This window comes from Providencia sp. (genome assembly GCF_003533305.1).
Classification (GTDB): domain Bacteria; phylum Pseudomonadota; class Gammaproteobacteria; order Enterobacterales; family Enterobacteriaceae; genus Providencia.
In genome coordinates this window covers 1-17422 of record NZ_DOEH01000028.1, presented here as the reverse complement: position 1 = coordinate 17422, position 17422 = coordinate 1, and the positions used below count along the sequence as shown (strand labels likewise).

Sequence of the window (17422 nt, the reverse complement as noted above, 5' to 3'; positions counted from 1 at the left end):
ATAGTTAAATACGTAACAACAATAAAGCAGGCAGGGCTTTGCGTAACGCTTCGCAAAAATAACACCATGATGCGAAATCAAGCGCTCTCACCTAATCTGTTGATGTGATAATATGCCAGCCATATTGGTCAATCGGATAAAAACAATGACTCAACTATCAGGTAAACACGTTGTTCTTGGCATTAGTGGTGGCATTGCCGCTTATAAAATTCCTGAATTAACCCGTCGTTTACGGGATGAAGGCGCTCTTGTTCGTGTCGTCATGACATCTGCGGCCAAAGCGTTTATTACCCCTTTAACATTACAAGCAGTTTCAGGATACCCTGTCGCTGATGATTTACTTGATCCCGCGGCAGAAGCTGCAATGGGGCATATTGAATTAGCAAAATGGGCTGATATCATTATTTTAGCACCAGCAACAGCTGACTTACTTGCACGATTAAACGCAGGAATGGCCAATGATTTGCTCACCACGGTTTGTCTTGCCTCAGCCGCGCCTATTGCAATAGTCCCTGCAATGAACCAACAAATGTATCGTGCCGCTGCAACACAAGATAATTTAATCAAACTGAAACAACGGCAATATAAAATCTGGGGGCCTGATGATGGCAGCCAAGCTTGTGGTGATATTGGTCCCGGCCGCATGATTGACCCATTAGAAATTGTTCGCCTAACTCGTGAACACTTCAATTCCAAAATAGATTTACAAGGCATTAAGCTGATGATTACTGCGGGTCCAACCCGTGAAGACTTAGATCCTGTCCGCTTTATCAGTAATCATAGTTCAGGAAAAATGGGATTTGCTATCGCACAAGCCGCAAGCGAGCGGGGTGCTCAAGTGACATTAATTTCTGGCCCTGTAAATATTGAAACGCCTATTGGTGTTAATCGCATGAATGTTACCAGTGGTTTAGAAATGTATGAAAAAGTACATCAAACCATTGAACAACAAGATATTTTCATCGGTTGTGCCGCAGTAGCAGATTATCGAGCAAAAACTGTCGCCGAAAATAAAATCAAGAAACAAGGTGATGAAGTAACAATTATACTGGTTAAAAACCCAGATATTGTTGCCAGTGTCGGAAAAATGAAGCAAAATCGACCATACGTCGTTGGCTTTGCAGCAGAAACTCAAAATATTGAGGATTATGCACGCCAAAAACGACAACAAAAACAACTAGACTTAATTTGTGCCAATGACGTATCTCTTGCAGATAACGGATTTAATAGTGATAACAACGCATTACATCTATTTGATGCATCGGGTGATGTCAGATTGCCACATTGTAGTAAAATTGAATTAAGCCACTATTTACTTGACGAGATACTCCAACGTTATGAAAAAAATTGATCTGAAAATTCTTGATCCGCGCATCGGTAATGAATTTCCACTACCCACTTATGCAACTACGGGTTCTGCAGGTTTAGATTTACGTGCATGCCTTGACGCATCGATTGATTTGGCTCCTGGCCAAACAGTCCTTATTCCTACTGGCTTAGCTATCCATATCGCTGATGAGCAACTCGCTGCGGTGATATTACCGCGTTCAGGCCTTGGTCATAAACATGGTGTCGTACTCGGTAACTTAGTCGGTTTGATTGACTCTGACTATCAAGGCCCCCTGATGGTATCAGCTTGGAACCGTGGTGATAAAACATTTACCATTGAACCTGGCGAACGTCTGGCTCAAATGGTTTTTGTCCCTGTTGTCCAAGCTGAATTTAATATTGTAGATAGTTTTGATGCAACAGAGCGTGGCGAAGGTGGTTTTGGTCACTCAGGTCGCCAATAAGCCTATTTATCTTTCGTTAAAGTGCGTAATAGTGCCTATCAGAGGGATATATCTTTTGTATAAAAATAATCATTACGCACTTATTAAAGAAAAATAACTTAGATTTAATCAACGTATCTATAATTTTTAATACTCTTTTGCTCTGTATAGCTATTTACTCAGCGCAAAATTTTGGATAGTTTGTTTTGCTGTTTTAGCAGGGGTCTTATCAGACATGGCAGAAAAAGCGATAACAAAAAAGCGTAACAGACGTGAAGAAATTTTACAGGCTCTCGCGTTGATGTTAGAAAGTAGTGATGGTAGCCAGCGTATTACAACCGCAAAACTGGCTGCTACAGTCGGCGTATCCGAAGCCGCACTCTATCGTCATTTTCCTAGCAAAATGAAAATGTTCGATAGCTTGATTGAGTTTATTGAAGACTCATTGGTTTCACGTATTAATCTCATTTTAACTGATGAAAAAGATACTATTATCAGAGTAAAATTAATTTTAGCGTTGGTTTTAGGTTTTTCAGAGAAAAACCCTGGCTTAACGCGTATAATGACAGGCCATGCGCTCATGTTCGAGCAAGATAGGCTCCAAGGACGCATTAATCAATTATTTGAACGTATTGAATCGCAACTGCGACAAGTACTGAAAGAGAAAAAAATACGTGATGGTCATGGTTTTCTGCATGATGAATCACTACTTGCTTCTCAACTATTAGCCTATTGTGAAGGTATGCTTTCGCGCTTTGTACGATCTGAATTTCGTTACCGACCAACCGTCGAATTCGAAGCTCGCTGGCCTTTAATTTTAGCTCAGCTACAATAATCAATTATTCCAGCAAACGATTATTTATACTACTCACCCCGCCCGTTATTGGGCGAGGGCTTTTTTTATCTGCTTTTAACTAGATCCCATATTGTTCACGATATGCTTTCATTGCAGCTAAGTGTTCATGCATATCATCTTGTTCAGTAAGATAAGTAATTAAATCACTCATAGTAATAATCGAATAAACCTTACAGCCATAGTCACGTTCTATTTCTTGTACCGCTGAAATTTCACCTTTACCTTTCTCTTGACGATCTAAAGACAAAAGTACGCCACTCAATATGGCTTTTTGCTGTTTAATGATTTCCATTGATTCACGAATAGCCGTACCTGCCGTAATAACATCATCAACGACCACAACGCGACCTTGTAAAGGACTGCCAACCAAAACGCCACCTTCCCCATGATCTTTTGCTTCTTTACGGTTAAAGCAATATGGCATATCGATATCATGATGCTCAGCTAATGCAACCGCCATTGTCGTTGCGATTGGGATGCCTTTATAAGCAGGGCCAAAGATAACATCGCACTCAATCGTACTTTCTTGTAGTGCCTGCGCGTAGAAACGACCGATAAGAGCCAGGTCACGCCCCGTATTAAATAGCCCCGCATTAAAAAAGTATGGGCTTTTACGGCCTGATTTCAGTGTGAACTCACCAAATTTAAGTACCTGTTTTTTCATGGCTAGTTCAATAAAATCGCGCTGATAGGCTTTCATTAGTCATTCTCCTCATTGATTAATATTTATATAATTTCAGAATATATAATTCATATTCAGTTATTCATGTTCAACAAACCGTTAGACATAAAAAAGGCGACTAATCAGTCGCCTATTCAATAATACGTTTATTTCAGCGCTTCTCGCTGAGCTTCGAAAATGGTGTCTAGCCCCGTTTTCGCCAGAGCAAGTAAAGCAAGCAACTCTTCATGACTGAAAGGCTCGCCTTCTGCTGTGCCTTGAACTTCAATCATACGTCCATCGTCCATCATCACCACATTCATATCGGTTTCAGCGGCTGAATCTTCAACATATTCAAGGTCACACAAAGCTTCTTGCTTAACAATTCCCACAGAAACTGCGGCAACCATTGATTTTAATGGGCTTTTCTTTAATTTCCCTTGCTCAACCATATTATTCAGCGCATCAACCAATGCAACGCAAGCACCAGAAATTGCAGCAGTACGCGTACCACCATCTGCCTGAATAACATCACAGTCTAATGTAATGGTATATTCACCCAGTTTTTTCAGATCAACGGCAGCGCGCAATGAGCGAGCAATCAGTCGTTGAATCTCCATTGTACGGCCAGTTTGTTTTCCACGAGCGGCTTCACGTTGATTACGAGAGTTAGTTGCACGAGGCAACATACCATATTCTGCGGTAACCCAACCTTGGCCTTGACCTTTTAGAAAACGTGGAACGCCTTCTTCCACTGTTGCATTACATAACACCTTGGTGTCGCCAAACTCAATAAGAACAGAGCCTTCCGCATGCTTTGTATAGTTACGCGTAATTTTTATCGGACGCATTTGGTCTGCTAATCTATCTGATGGGCGCATGGTGTTATCTCCATTATCAACTCAAATTGGAACGCATTATACGTCGTTAAATAGATAATGCCTATCCTGTCATTCTCCATAGCGCTATAATATCTTCATCTTGATGATGATAGGAACGAATTATGATCCGTAGTATGACTGCTTTTGCCCGTCGTGATATCAAGGGTGAATGGGGGAATGCGGCTTGGGAGCTGCGTTCCGTAAACCAACGTTATTTAGAAACGTATATCCGTTTACCTGAACAATTTAGAAGCCTTGAACCCGTGATCCGTGAGCGTCTTCGTTCACGTCTGACGCGTGGAAAAGTAGAATGTAACTTACGTATTGAGTTAGATGATGCTAATCGTGGTGAGTTAATCCTTAATGAAAAACTCGCTCGTCAACTGATTACCGCTGCCAATTGGGTTAAAAATTACAGCCACGAAGGGGAAATCAATCCTCTGGAAATTTTGCGTTGGCCGGGTGTAATGTCTGCTGGTGAGCAAGATTTAGATACGATTAGTGAGCAACTCATGGCAGGACTTGATGAAGCTATCAATGCCTTTATCCAAAGTCGCGAATCTGAAGGTGCTTCATTACAGACTTTAATTGAACAGCGCCTCGATGGTGTATTAGTTGAAGTTGCAAAAGTACGTCAGCACATGCCTGAAATTTTAAAATGGCAACGTGAACGTTTGCAGTCTAAATTAGAAGAGGCTGACATCCAAGTTGATAATAACCGCCTTGAACAAGAGCTAATTTTACTGGCTCAGCGTGTCGATGTGGCTGAAGAATTGGACAGATTAGAATCTCACGTTAAAGAAACGCGCAATATTCTTAAGAAGAAAGAGGCTAATGGCCGCCGTCTTGATTTTATGATGCAAGAATTTAACCGTGAATCAAATACCTTAGCCTCTAAATCGATTAATAGTGAAGTCACTAACTCTGCCGTTGAGTTAAAAGTATTGATTGAACAAATGAGAGAACAAATTCAGAACATCGAATAACCTTTCTCAACATTTTAGAGTCACTCATTAAGTCAGCCGATACGTTGTATTAGCTGGCTTTTTTACTTTTAGTGAATAATCAAAAGTCCAAATTTGAATATTCCTCTAAAAATAAACTCTATCTCTATATTTGAAAGAATCACCTATTAAATGTACAATACAAATGTACATTTAAGGAGGCATATTATGCGTACATATACTTCAACTCAAGCTCGTGCCAATATCTCTGAAGTGCTAGATGCAGCAGTCCATGGCGAGCCCATTGAAATTACTCGTAGAGATGGTAGTTCAGCAATAGTTATCAGTAAAACTGAATTCGAGGCGTATCAAAACGCTAAACTAGATGCAGAGTTTGATACCATAATGCAACGTCATGGACACACTGTAGAGGCGCTAACGAATCGATGATATGGATTAGTGCACAAGAAGTTATTGCTTTCCATGACCGCATATTACAACGTTTTCCCGGCGTTAGCGGTATGTCAGATGTCGGCAGAGCTGAAGCACTAATTTATCGAGTACAAAATCGTACTCACTATGAAAATATCACAGATATTATTGAATTAGCAGCAACCTATTGGGTTGCCATTGCCCGTGGTCATATTTTTCATGACGGCAATAAACGTACTGCATTTTTTGTGACAATGACTTTTCTTTATCGCAATGGTATTAAAATCCGCGATAATGACTGTACACTTGAAAATCTAACCGTAGAAGCGGCAACAGGCGAAAAAACTGTTGATCAATTAGCACAGTGCCTACGTGAATTAATTGATAAAAATAGCTGACCTACAATACAAACTAGTCACACCATGCTTAGAATACCTTCGCGATCACTCAGGTTGATGACGAAACCCAACGATATCATTTTAGCTATAAAGCAAAATTCATTTTCAATCAAACCAACCTTTTCATAATCCATTGTTTATTAAGCAATAAATAAAGCTAGCCTTCGTTATATCTCAAAGTTTGATGTTGTTCATAAAATCATCAGATATTTTGAGTCAAATCACAAATAGCAAAACATATCTTTGACATGGCAATAACTCGTCATTAACATCCATCTTGTATACAAGTTGAATTCAATATAAATACAATAAAATATAACTCAGTTTATTACCTCTACGGACCAATAAAAAAGGTAAGGCTATGTCAAATAAAGACTCTATTACAGCTCCAGTGGCGAAAAATCCACCGGGACGTTTACGTTGGGGATTAGCGGCAATATTTTTTGCTATCGGCTTAGTTGCTTATATGGATCGCGCCAATATTTCTATTGTGGCGGAGTCTATGATGACCGATTTAGGGATGAGTAAGGTCCAATTTGGTTTTCTTGGTGCACTATTTTCTCTTGGTTATGCTCTCGCACAAATTCCAAGTGGCATACTTGCAGAACGTTTTGGTAGTCGCCTAATTGCCACAATCAGTCTGTATGTTTGGTCTGCTTTCACGATCCTAACAGTAGTCGCGCCAACTTATGTTTGGCTGTGTATTGTGCGTTTCTTATTTGGTGTCGGTGAAGCGCCGTTATATCCCTCTAATGCGGTATTCAATACTTGGTGGTTTCGTCAAAATGAAAAAGCACGCGCAGCAAGCTTCTTGCTCGCAGGTTCCTATTTTGGCCCCGTTATTGCACCAACACTAACAGTATTCATTATGATTTCATTCGGTTGGCACGCCGTATTTTGGATTTTTGGCGTTGTCGGCATCGTCATGGGTGCAATTTGGTATTTCTTTGCACGCAATCGACCTGAAGAACATCCCAATATTACCCCAGAAGAAATTGAATTTATCAAAAGTGGACGGAGCATTGGCGAACAAGGCGCTGAAAATGTAAAAGCCCCTTGGCGACTCTTTATGAAGGAACGCTCTTTTTGGGCAGTCGGTTTCCAATATTTCTTTGTTGCCTACATGACCACTCTTTTCATGATTTGGTTACCCACCTATCTGCAAGAAGCACGTGGTTTCTCACTCACCCAAATGGGTGTTGCAGCCAGTTTTCCTTGGCTCGCTATCTGTATTGCTGTACTTAGCGCCGGTTCAATTTCAGATTGGCTCTTAAATAAAGGTTATTCTCAACTCGTCGCTCGCGGCTATATCGCCATCTTCGGTTTCATCTTATTTATTATTGGTATCTGTGGGGCAGCCCAAACAGAAAGTGCGGTTACAAGTGTAGCGTGGCTAACTTTAGCACTTGGTTCTTTAGGGCTTCCGGTTGTGACCTCATGGGCAATTGCCGCAGATAAAGGCCGTCAATTTGCAGGTTCAGTCAGTGGTTGGATGAATTTATGGGGAAATCTTGGAGGGGTTATCTCGCCAATCCTTTGCGGTTGGTTAGCTCAACATTTTGGATGGACTGTAGCATTACTTTTTAATGTTATTCCAATCAGTTTAGCCATCATCTGCTGGTTTTTTATTCAACCGGATAAACCATTAATCAGTGCAACTAATAATAGCTAGTTATCACTCATATCCATAATTTTAAAAACGATTAACTAAAAGGTGCCTTTATGTTTACTCTCAATCCTCGCATTGCTCATTTTACTCAAGAAACTATTGAAAGCTGCCGTCATGTTTGTCCTTCAACCATCGGCCATATGACAGATTTTGGTTTTATTAAAACATTACGTCCACAAATTGAAAAATGCCAATTTATTGGCCATGCCGTCACCGTTCGTATTCCGCACATGGATTCCAGTGCAGTACATAAAGTATTTGATATTGTGCAAGAAGGTGATGTTATTTGTGTTGATATGTCAGGTGATTTCGACCGAGCTTGCTGGGGAGAAATGGTTTCCTATATGGCACGAGAGAAAAAAATTGCAGGTGCGATTATTGATGGCTGCGTTACTGATATCAAAGCACTACGTGAAATTGGCATACCTATTTTCGCACGTAAAGTTAGCCCACTTACCACTCGTATTTTAGGTATAGAGGGAGCCATCAACGTACCAATTAGCGTTGATGGCGTCACAATTTATCCTGGCAATCTCATTATTGCAGATGGTGACGGCGTGCTAGTTGCAGATGAAGCCTTCATTAAAGAATACAGCCAACGAGCACTTAACGCGCAACATGCTGAAATTGATGTTAAAAAGCGTATAGATGCAGGGGAAACCTTGGCAGCTATCTCTGGCGCAGCAAAATTCTTTGAATAAGGAGCTCCCATGAAAATCGCAATTGCTCAACTTGCTAGCAGTCCTAATAAACAACAAAATTTAAACAAAGCCTGTGAAGCCATACAAAAAGCCGCGCAAGGTGGCGCGGATATGGTGTTATTACCTGAAATGTTTATGGCTTTTGTTCCGCCTGATACAGGTATTTCTTATGCTGATATTGCCGAGCCAATCAATGGGCCTTTTGTTTCCCAACTCGCAAAAACCGCAAAGGAAAATGGTATCTATGTCACTTGTGGTATTTATGAAAGTGCACTGAATGAGCCTAAACGCGCATTTAATACGACAATTATGTTAAACCGACAAGGCGAGTTAATTTATCACTATCAAAAAACGCATCTCTACGACGCATTTTCTTATCAAGAATCACTCAATATTATTCAAAGTAATAATAAACTTGAACCCGTAGAAACTGAATTTGGCAAAATAGGTATCTTAGTTTGCTACGAATTACGTTTCCCTGAAGTTGCTCGAAAACTCGCATTAGCGGGTGCAGATTTACTACTCGTACCAACAGCATGGGTCAGTGGCCCATTAAAAGAAGAGCACTACCAAGGGTTGGTTAAAATAAGAGCGTTGGAAAATACAATACCAGTATGTGCCTGCGACCAAACAGGTAATATCTTTATTGGCCGTAGCCTCATTTGTGATGCGATGGGCGTCACGATTGCCTCCGCAGGTTATGATGAAACTGTCTTTTTTGCAGAGATATCAACACAACATACCGCAGAAACTCGTCAAAAATTACCTTGTATACAAAATAGGCGCCCTGAATTGTACTAATTTACCGCCAAAATCAGCATGGATGCTGATTTTTCATATTAACGACATCATCATAACCAATAGATATAAAGTTGGTGTATAGCTTGTATACCAGTAGGTTCCTTTCTATACTCACTAAAAACCCTACTTCTGTATGATATTCACATGAAAGATAAACCATTAAGCCAACAAGCTTACACCGCGATTAAAACAAAAATCCTCACCAAACAATTTGGTGAAGAAAGTTATACCTCAGAAAATAGTTTAGTTGATGAACTCGGTATGAGTCGCACACCGATACGTGAGGCACTTTACCAATTACAAAATGAAGGTTTAGTCAAAATAATTCCACGCAAGGGAGTTTTCATCCAAAAGCTCTCTTTAAAGGAAACTCGAGATAACTATGACTTGAGATTAGCCATTGAATCTCATGCCATTAAACTAGTGAGAGATTATTTAACCACAGAGCATTTTGTTATTTTAGAGAAAATAGTAGAACGCCAATATAGCTTGCTAGAAAACAATAATTATTATGAATGGATTAAAGAAGATGAACGCTTTCACCGTTTCTTTCTCGAATTACTCGATAACACGGTGTTTTTAGATTTAGCTGATAACATTCGCCAACGTGTCTATTTCCAACCAGACCCTATTTACCGTAATGAATATTATGCGGAATCAACCAAGCAGCACAGCCAGCTAATTGAACAATTGAAAACGAAGCAATATAGTCAGGCTGAAGAAACCTTAACTGAACATATTTTACGTGGAAAACGTAATTTTGTTTAATCGTGGTTTGCAAAAAAAAGAGAAAACCTTTATATCAGTTTTCTCTCTTAATTTAGCTTTAATTTAACGTTGCTTTCGTTTTAACTCGCTTTCACTTTTTTCAAAGCCGCGTTTTTATCGTGATGATAATGGAAAGTGAATTGGAAAATAATGGCTAAGATAACGGTATATGATGCAAAGACTAACCAAATCATTTGCCAATCTTTAATACCATCAAATGTAAAGTAATCGACAACTTGTCCACTGAGTATGGCACCAAAATAAGCACCAACCCCATTAACCATCGTCATAAATAAGCCTTGAGCACTGGCCCGCATTCTTGTATCCACTTCTTTTTCAATGAAAATTGAACCTGAGATATTAAAGAAGTCAAACGCACAACCATACACAATCATTGACATGATTAAGAACATCAAACCAATTGCTGAAGGGTCACCGAAGGCAAAGAAACCAAATCTTAATGTCCATGCGAACATACTCAATAGCATGACAGTCTTAATACCGTAGCGCTTTAACACAAATGGAATTGCAAGAATAAAGCACACTTCTGCCATTTGAGAAATCGATAATAGAATCGATGGATATTGCACAATAAAACTATCTTGGTACAAAGGATTAAGACCAAAATCATGAATGAACGGATTACCAAAGGTATTAGTAATTTGTAGCACCGCACCAAGTAGCATCGCGAATAAAAAGAAAACTGCCATGATAGGTTTTTTAAATAATACCAGTGCATCCAACCCTAGCTTGCTCATCCAACTCGTTGAAATCGCGGTTTTATTCACAGGGATTTTCGGTAATGTCACCGAATATGCAGCCAATACGAGAGAACAACCCGCCGCAATATAAAGCTGCATACTGCTTAGCTCAAATTTCAGTAAGCTAATACTCCACATCGCAATGATAAAACCCACTGTGCCAAACACACGGATCGATGGGAAATTAACAACTGAATCAAGCTGATATTGGCTCAATGATGAATAACTAATTGAGTTAGATAATGCAATCGTAGGCATAAATGCCATCGCATTAATTAACATAATCCAAAACATAGTTGTCGAGTCAGTCACTGTCGTTGCATAAAACAATGAAGCTGCGCCAATTAAATGACAAATCATGTATAAACGATTTGCTGGGATATACTTATCTGCAATAATACCGATAATTCCCGGCATTAAAATGGCTGCAATACCTTTCGAACTATATACCATCCCTACTTCAGCACCTGAAAAACTTAGTGTTTTGATCATGTAGGAACCGAGCGTAACTAACCAACTTCCCCAGACAAAATATTGCAGAAAAAGCATTACTTTTAAGCGAGATTTTATATTCATACTAAGCTCCGTTTGGAGTTATATTTATTTGTTTTTATCTTCAACTCAGCAATAGCGACACCCATTAGAATAACGACAACGCCAACTAACTGAATGAATTCGAGAGGTAAATGTAATACGGTAACTGAAAGTAATATGGTTACAGGAAGCTGCATGGAGCTGACGATAGTTGCCAAACTTGTTCCGATAAGCGGAGTGCCTTTTGCAAACATCCACATTCCAAAGAAAGAACCAAAAAAAGCCAGCGGTAACCCATAAGATAAAAAGAGCGATTGAAACGTTGATAAATCGAGTAAAAATGTAGGAGGAACGACAATAGAGGTTAAAATTGCTCCACCGGTCACCATAATCGCAGAGCGCATCATTGGATCAGTTTTTACCGCCAATGCACCACTCACATAAACACGTATCGCGTTCGATAATGCGGCGCACAGCCCTAAAGCGACTCCGCTCCAATGAAACGAGATACTGCCATTATTCAATAACCCTGTCGCCAACACCGTCCCCACTAAAATTACGAAAACAGAAATTAGCGTCATAACTGGCGGCATACGTCGAGTAACAACAGCATTAATCGCCACTCCCATCCACGTAAATTGCAAAAATAAAACAACACCTAGTGCAGGGGATAAATGCTGTAATGAGGCATAATACAATAACCCCGTCAGACCGGTTGTTGTTCCTGTTAATAACATCATTAACGTCTGCTTACGTGACGGCCAGGCTAAGCGTTTCTTTCTCATGGCCGCGCCAAGAACCACAAACAGCCACAATAAAAAAGCACCTAAGACTGTTTGACTGCCGATGACGTCACTTAAAGAAAAACCAGCTCGATATGCTAAAACAACAAGCGTAGAAAGAATGCCATAGCTGCAAGCCCCTAAAGAAACTAAAATCAGACCTTTAAATTTCATTTCAATAATTACCTACTGTATGCCTATGACATTCTTTATATTATTTTGAGAAAAAGCTAGAAACGCTGGATCACACCGGTCACTAAGTTTAAGAAAGTCGCCTTGACTCTTTCAGCGGTTTCGATCACTTCGTCATGGCTTAATGGCTGTTCTAAAATTCCGCAAGCCATATTGGTCAAGCAGGAGATACCCACTGTTTTGATTTGTGAATGATGAGCCACAAGCGCTTCTGGTACTGTAGACATACCCACTGCATCTGCGCCTAGTGTTCTGATCATACGAATTTCTGCTGGTGTTTCATAAGTTGGACCCGTCCACCATGCATACACACCTTCGCGTACACTAACGCCTTGTTCTTTCGCTACATCTTTAATAGTTTGACGTAATTCTTTATTATAAACTTCACTCACATCAAGGAAGCGAACACCCAATTCAGGGTTATTTGGTCCCATTAATGGGTTGTTAGCCGTCAAATTGATGTGGTCAGTGATGATCATCAAATCACCTGGATTAAAATCGGTATTCACAGCGCCACATGCGTTCGTGATAATCAATTTTTCAACGCCAAGCGCCTTCATTAAACGTACAGGGAAAGTGACTTGATCCAGCGAAAAACCTTCGTAATAGTGGAAGCGACCTTTCATCGCAACGACGCTCTTACCCGCTATAGTTCCGATGACGAGCTCATTAGCGTGACCGACGGCTTCAGATTTAGCAAAATGAGGAATTTCGCTGTAAGGAATATGAACCGCATTTTCTAATGTATCCGCGAAAGGGCCCAAACCAGAACCTAAAATGATACCAACTGTTGGTTTAAGGTCAGTGCGTGACTGAATAAAATTCAAGCATTCTAAAATATCTTTCGTGTTATGCATGGCTATCTCCGAATTAACACCGAATAAGGATTGTTAAAAGCCATCATAAAGCAATTTAAAAACCGAACCGCGATCTTAATCTCATTTTAAGAAAAAGATTCTCGGTATGATGTGTGAATCATGGTGCAGTACTCAATGCGTAAATCTGCTAATCTTTGATGCAGTGGCAGAAACACAAAGGGAGAGGTTGCTTGTTACACACACTATTAAATGAATTTCGCACCTCAAAAAATTCAAAAACTCAGAAACTTAAAATGCTCTATCGGCTCATCCTTAACCATGGACCAATAAGGGCAGAAACGTTAGCGTCCCTTGCAAGTATGAAATCTGCAACCTGCGCGCGATTACTCGATGAACTCAGCAAATGTCAGCTAATTTCAACTTCTGAGCTAGGGGAATCAACCGGTGGGCGGAAACCTATTCTATATAGCATCAACCCTGATGATGGTTATCTTATTGGAATAGAAATGAGTGATATTTACTCAACTATCGTCTTACAGAACCTAAAACTCGATATTTTAGGTCGAGTAAAAATCAAATATGAGCATCTTGAAACTGCCGAAAATATGCTCGACCATTTATTAGTCAAAGTAGATGAGCTTCTCGCAGAGCACCAATTAACAACAAAAGAAATTCTGGGGATGGGGATTGCAATCGACCATATCTTAGAACGAGACAAACTATCTTATCACCTCTATAGCACAAGAATAAAAGCGCTATATAACTATATCACCCAAAAAGTTCCCTGCTTCGTCTTACTCGGCAGTGGCATTAATTTTGCCGCCTTTGCTGAATACCGGTTGCGATATATCTCTGATAGCCAACGTTTTTTATTTACCACTTGCGACACCGATATTCGTAGTAGCACCATCATCAATAACCAACTAGCCCCTGCGCCAATCAGTACCGCACAAGCGTTTGGTCATACTACCATCGATATTAATGGCCAGCGCTGTGACTGTGGCTCTTTTGGTTGCTTGAAACAATATAGTTCGCTTTCTGCGATTAAATCCCGAGTCATCCAACAATTAAGACTCGGTAAAACTTCAATTATTAATGATCTCGTTCAATCAGAATCAGAAATTAATTACCATACTATTTTCCAAGCACTCACCCAAAATGACTCTTTGTGTTTAGAGGCATTAGAGGAGGCTGCGTATTACTATGGTATCGCTATCGCCAATGCCATACTCACAACACAAGCTGATGTTGTTGTTTGTGGTGGAACACTAACGCCAAAGAACCACTTTTTTGCAGTCACAAAAAAATCGATAGAAAATAAATTAGCCGCTTTTCCCCATATCAAAACAAAAGTTTATGCCGCCAATGACTCTTACGAGATAGTAGCTCAAGGAGCAGGAGGTATGGTCATGGAAAATTATTTATCTGATTAGCTAATTAACATTAACAGTCTCAATAAAATGCGTAGAATGGAATTTGTTATTCTACGCATAGCTACGGTTAATGAGAGGAAACATGTCAGGATTTGAAACTATTAATGCCATCATAAATACAAAAACTATTCAGCAGTTACATGCAAAATCCCCTCTCATACACTGCATGACTAATGATGTCGTTCAAACATTTACTGCCAATGTATTATTAGCACTAGGTTGTTCGCCTGCCATGGTGATTGAGCCAGAAGAAGCAGAACAATTTGCCGCTATGGCGAGTGGGCTATTAATTAATGTCGGTACCTTAACCACTGACAGACAACATGCCATGCGCTTAGCTGTAAATAGTGCTAATAAAGCAGGTAAACCCTGGGTACTTGATCCTGTGGCTGCTGGCGCATTAACTTTTCGTACTCGTTTCTGCCACGAATTACTCATGTTGAAACCGACCGCAATTCGCGGTAATGCTTCAGAAATTATGGGACTCGTGGGAGTCGGCCGAGGTGGAAAAGGAGTTGATTCACTCAATACAACTCACGATGCACTACCTGCTGCTCAACATTTAGCTAAAGCAACCAATACCATTGTCGCGATTAGTGGTGAAATCGATTATGTCACTGATGGTGAACGCACTTTTGCGGTTACTGGTGGAGATCCTCTGATGACTCGAGTTGTCGGGACGGGATGTGCGCTATCTGCAGTTGTCACTGCAAGTTGTGCATTATCGGGTGACAAATTAATCAATATCGCGAGTGTTTGCGCCATAATGAAACAAGCTGGAGAAATTGCGACCCAAAGATGTCGAGGAACTGGAAGTTTTACTCCTGAATTTTTAGATGCTTTATGCCAATTAAAGCAATAATTCGTCGCTAACGAACTAAAAATTAAATAATAAGCTAATTATAATCGTGTTTTCTTACCTCTCATTTTTCGTGACCAATGGCGAAAATTATCTCTGAACATGATAAGACGATAGATTAGGCTTTTTTTCGTAGGTTCAATACCATAGAAGCGTTTTAACGCAATCAAATCATTCACTTTACAGATAGTTAAATTGCCATAGTCAGACAGGTCGATAACTTTTAAGCCATTATCAGTTAAGACAAAATTACCTGCATGGATATCATTTGAAGATAAGCCATAAGCATGCAATTGATTAATAATGGTTTCTATTTCAAAATAATAAGGCGTGATATCCTCAAGCTCTGTTAATACTCTGCCCTCTACAAATTCAGCAATGATCCATGTTTCGACAGATTCTCGGCATTTTACTTTTTCTGCAATAAAATAAATATCATTCGTGATCATACAGCCTTGATTTTGTGCTTTAACTAATCGATGGAGCAAACGCGAATAATAAGGTCCTGAAATCATTCTCATGAGACGTTTTTCTAATCGTTTATCGCGCTCTTTTTCACACTTAATAATCAAATGTCGGCCATCAATATTTAACATAGCAACACTACGGTCAATGTTTCCGCTACCTAAATCTTTGCTAACGATCCGCCCGTGAATATAATCATCAATAACCTGCCAGTAATCAATATCCTGATCTTTTTGATAAAAATTAAATCCACCTTTTTGTGTTTTTATTATTTTCTGCATAATTTTTAAGCCGATTATTGCGCATAATTTTAAATGCTAACAAATGAGTAAGCGTATTTCTTAGCGATTCTTGCAGAATGAGACTTAAGAGCCGATGGAGAGGAATAAATAACACAAAGAGGTAAATTTTAGGGAATTAAATAAAAATAAAAAGATAAAACAGCGATAATTGGTCAGCAATTATTCACTGACCAAGCCGATTATTAAGCATTACGACGCCTAATAATTATCAATTTAATAATAACTAATTAGTCACTACCAAATAAATCACGGGTGTAGACTTTATCCGCCACATCTTCTAGCTCTGGTACCATGCGGTTAGCTAAAATAATATCGCATTGGGCTTTGAAAGCCTCTAAATCACGGATGACTTTAGAGCGGAAAAACTCATCTTCAGTGAGCACGGGCTCATATACCACCACTTCAATGCCTTTGGCTTTAATGCGTTTCATGATGCCCTGCACTGCCGAGGCGCGGAAATTATCAGAGCCCGCTTTCATCACTAAGCGATAAACGCCCACTTTACGCGGCGCTTTAGCAATAATGGCATCAGAGATAAAGTCTTTACGAGTCCGGTTAGATTCGACGATAGCATTAATCAGATTGTTAGGCACATCATCATAATTGGCTAATAGTTGTTTGGTATCTTTCGGTAAACAATAACCCCCGTAACCGAATGACGGATTGTTATAATGGCCGCCAATACGTGGGTCTAACGAAACACCTTCAATAATTTGACGTGCATTTAAACCGCGACTTTCGGCATAGGTATCGAGCTCATTAAAATAAGCCACACGCATCGCTAAATAAGTATTAGCAAATAATTTAACCGCTTCCGCTTCCGTACCATCAGTGAACAATACCGGGACATCTTTTTTTATCGCCCCTTCGAGCAATAAATTCGCAAAAACTTGTGCTCGTTCTGAACGCTCACCGACCACAATCCGTGATGGATAAAGGTTATCCCACAACGCACGGCCTTCACGTAAAAACTCAGGGGAGAAAATCACATTGGTATAACCGAACTCTTCACGTAAACGCTCAGTAAAACCAACCGGAATGGTCGACTTCACAATAATTGTCGCATTCGGATTGATTTTATTAGCGTCGTGAATAACCGATTCGACCGAATTAGTATTGAAATAGTTGGTTTTTGGGTCATAGTCAGTCGGCGTCGCAACGATGACATAATCAGCACCGGTATAGGCTTCGACTTTATCTTGTGTTGCACGGAAATTTAGTTTTTTTTCAGCCAAAAACTGTTCAATTTCAGTATCGATAATCGGTGATTGCTTATTATTCAACATCGCCACTTTTTCAGGGATGATATCGATAGCCACCACTTCATGATTTTGTGACAGTAACATGGCGTTAGATAAACCCACGTAGCCTGTACCTGCAATTGCTATTTTCA

The 17422-nt window shown here is 39.8% G+C and carries 19 protein-coding genes; 12 read left to right on the top strand and 7 right to left on the bottom strand.

The annotated features are described in order from the left end of the window. The first annotated feature begins 145 nt into the window (after positions 1-145). The 3 genes from coaBC to slmA all read left to right on the top strand — a co-directional run bounded on the left by coaBC (position 146) and on the right by slmA (position 2607). Positions 146-1351 carry a bifunctional phosphopantothenoylcysteine decarboxylase/phosphopantothenate--cysteine ligase CoaBC gene (coaBC, locus tag DD649_RS17685; RefSeq protein ID WP_336431010.1) on the top strand — a complete coding sequence of 402 codons (1206 nt, stop codon included), beginning with the start codon at positions 146-148 and terminating at the stop codon, positions 1349-1351. Then, entirely contained in the window at positions 1338-1793 is a 456-nt protein-coding gene (gene dut, locus DD649_RS17680; RefSeq protein WP_294110032.1) for a dUTP diphosphatase, read from the top strand. The genes coaBC and dut overlap by 14 nt, the downstream gene beginning before the upstream one ends. Positions 1794-2007: 214 nt before the next feature. Further along, a complete protein-coding gene (slmA, locus tag DD649_RS17675; RefSeq protein ID WP_294110030.1) occupies positions 2008-2607 on the top strand; it encodes a nucleoid occlusion factor SlmA in 600 nt (199 codons plus the stop codon). A gap of 79 nt (positions 2608-2686) precedes the next feature. Here slmA and pyrE read toward each other — a convergent pair whose 3' ends face one another. Continuing rightward, positions 2687-3328 (bottom strand): orotate phosphoribosyltransferase, encoded by a 642-nt coding sequence (pyrE, locus tag DD649_RS17670; RefSeq protein WP_294110028.1) that lies wholly within the window; start codon positions 3326-3328, stop codon positions 2687-2689. A 128-nt stretch (positions 3329-3456) separates the two neighbouring features. Continuing rightward, positions 3457-4170 carry a ribonuclease PH gene (gene rph, locus DD649_RS17665; RefSeq protein WP_294110026.1) on the bottom strand — a complete coding sequence of 238 codons (714 nt, stop codon included), beginning with the start codon at positions 4168-4170 and terminating at the stop codon, positions 3457-3459. A 122-nt stretch (positions 4171-4292) separates the two neighbouring features. Here rph and DD649_RS17660 point away from each other — a divergent pair, with 122 nt between their 5' ends. From DD649_RS17660 to DD649_RS17630, 7 genes are all read left to right on the top strand, one after another. Continuing rightward, on the top strand, positions 4293-5156 hold the full coding sequence (locus DD649_RS17660) for a YicC/YloC family endoribonuclease (protein ID WP_294110024.1): 864 nt from the start codon (positions 4293-4295) through the stop codon (positions 5154-5156). Between the two features lie 186 nt (positions 5157-5342). Further along, the gene (locus DD649_RS17655) at positions 5343-5564 is read left to right on the top strand and encodes a type II toxin-antitoxin system prevent-host-death family antitoxin (protein ID WP_336431009.1); all 222 of its coding nucleotides are present in this window, start codon (positions 5343-5345) and stop codon (positions 5562-5564) included. Then, a complete protein-coding gene (locus tag DD649_RS17650; protein ID WP_336431008.1) occupies positions 5561-5944 on the top strand; it encodes a type II toxin-antitoxin system death-on-curing family toxin in 384 nt (127 codons plus the stop codon). Before DD649_RS17655 ends, DD649_RS17650 begins: the two co-directional genes overlap by 4 nt. A gap of 361 nt (positions 5945-6305) precedes the next feature. Then, complete coding sequence (locus tag DD649_RS17645; RefSeq protein WP_294110022.1) at positions 6306-7616, top strand: MFS transporter; 1311 nt, start codon at positions 6306-6308, stop codon at positions 7614-7616. 50 nt (positions 7617-7666) lie between these two features. Next, positions 7667-8314 carry an RraA family protein gene (locus tag DD649_RS17640; RefSeq protein ID WP_294110020.1) on the top strand — a complete coding sequence of 216 codons (648 nt, stop codon included), beginning with the start codon at positions 7667-7669 and terminating at the stop codon, positions 8312-8314. A 9-nt stretch (positions 8315-8323) separates the two neighbouring features. Then, complete coding sequence (locus DD649_RS17635) at positions 8324-9115, top strand: carbon-nitrogen hydrolase family protein (RefSeq protein ID WP_294110018.1); 792 nt, start codon at positions 8324-8326, stop codon at positions 9113-9115. A gap of 144 nt (positions 9116-9259) precedes the next feature. After that, the gene (locus DD649_RS17630) at positions 9260-9883 is read left to right on the top strand and encodes a GntR family transcriptional regulator (protein WP_294110016.1); all 624 of its coding nucleotides are present in this window, start codon (positions 9260-9262) and stop codon (positions 9881-9883) included. 80 nt (positions 9884-9963) lie between these two features. Here DD649_RS17630 and DD649_RS17625 read toward each other — a convergent pair whose 3' ends face one another. From DD649_RS17625 to DD649_RS17615, 3 genes are read right to left on the bottom strand one after another with little or no spacing between them, the layout of a single operon-like run. After that, positions 9964-11220 carry a nucleoside permease gene (locus DD649_RS17625; protein WP_294110014.1) on the bottom strand — a complete coding sequence of 419 codons (1257 nt, stop codon included), beginning with the start codon at positions 11218-11220 and terminating at the stop codon, positions 9964-9966. Continuing rightward, complete coding sequence (locus DD649_RS17620; RefSeq protein ID WP_336431007.1) at positions 11217-12134, bottom strand: DMT family transporter; 918 nt, start codon at positions 12132-12134, stop codon at positions 11217-11219. The genes DD649_RS17625 and DD649_RS17620 overlap by 4 nt, the downstream gene beginning before the upstream one ends. Positions 12135-12190: 56 nt before the next feature. Beyond that, positions 12191-13009 carry a purine-nucleoside phosphorylase gene (locus DD649_RS17615; protein ID WP_294110011.1) on the bottom strand — a complete coding sequence of 273 codons (819 nt, stop codon included), beginning with the start codon at positions 13007-13009 and terminating at the stop codon, positions 12191-12193. A 254-nt stretch (positions 13010-13263) separates the two neighbouring features. Between DD649_RS17615 and DD649_RS17610 the strand changes: the two genes are divergently transcribed. Both DD649_RS17610 and thiM read left to right on the top strand, forming a co-directional pair. Further along, positions 13264-14403 (top strand): ROK family protein, encoded by a 1140-nt coding sequence (locus tag DD649_RS17610; RefSeq protein WP_294110009.1) that lies wholly within the window; start codon positions 13264-13266, stop codon positions 14401-14403. 82 nt (positions 14404-14485) lie between these two features. Beyond that, positions 14486-15265, top strand: a complete 780-nt coding sequence (gene thiM, locus DD649_RS17605; RefSeq protein WP_294110007.1) for a hydroxyethylthiazole kinase — start codon at positions 14486-14488, stop codon at positions 15263-15265. A gap of 38 nt (positions 15266-15303) precedes the next feature. On the opposite strand, the gene DD649_RS17600 is transcribed toward thiM, so the two are convergent. Beyond that, positions 15304-16008, bottom strand: a complete 705-nt coding sequence (locus DD649_RS17600) for a lipopolysaccharide core heptose(II) kinase RfaY (protein ID WP_294110006.1) — start codon at positions 16006-16008, stop codon at positions 15304-15306. 248 nt (positions 16009-16256) lie between these two features. Further along, positions 16257-17422: nucleotide sugar dehydrogenase (locus DD649_RS17595; RefSeq protein ID WP_294110004.1), on the bottom strand; the 1166-nt coding region annotated here is incomplete at its 5' end.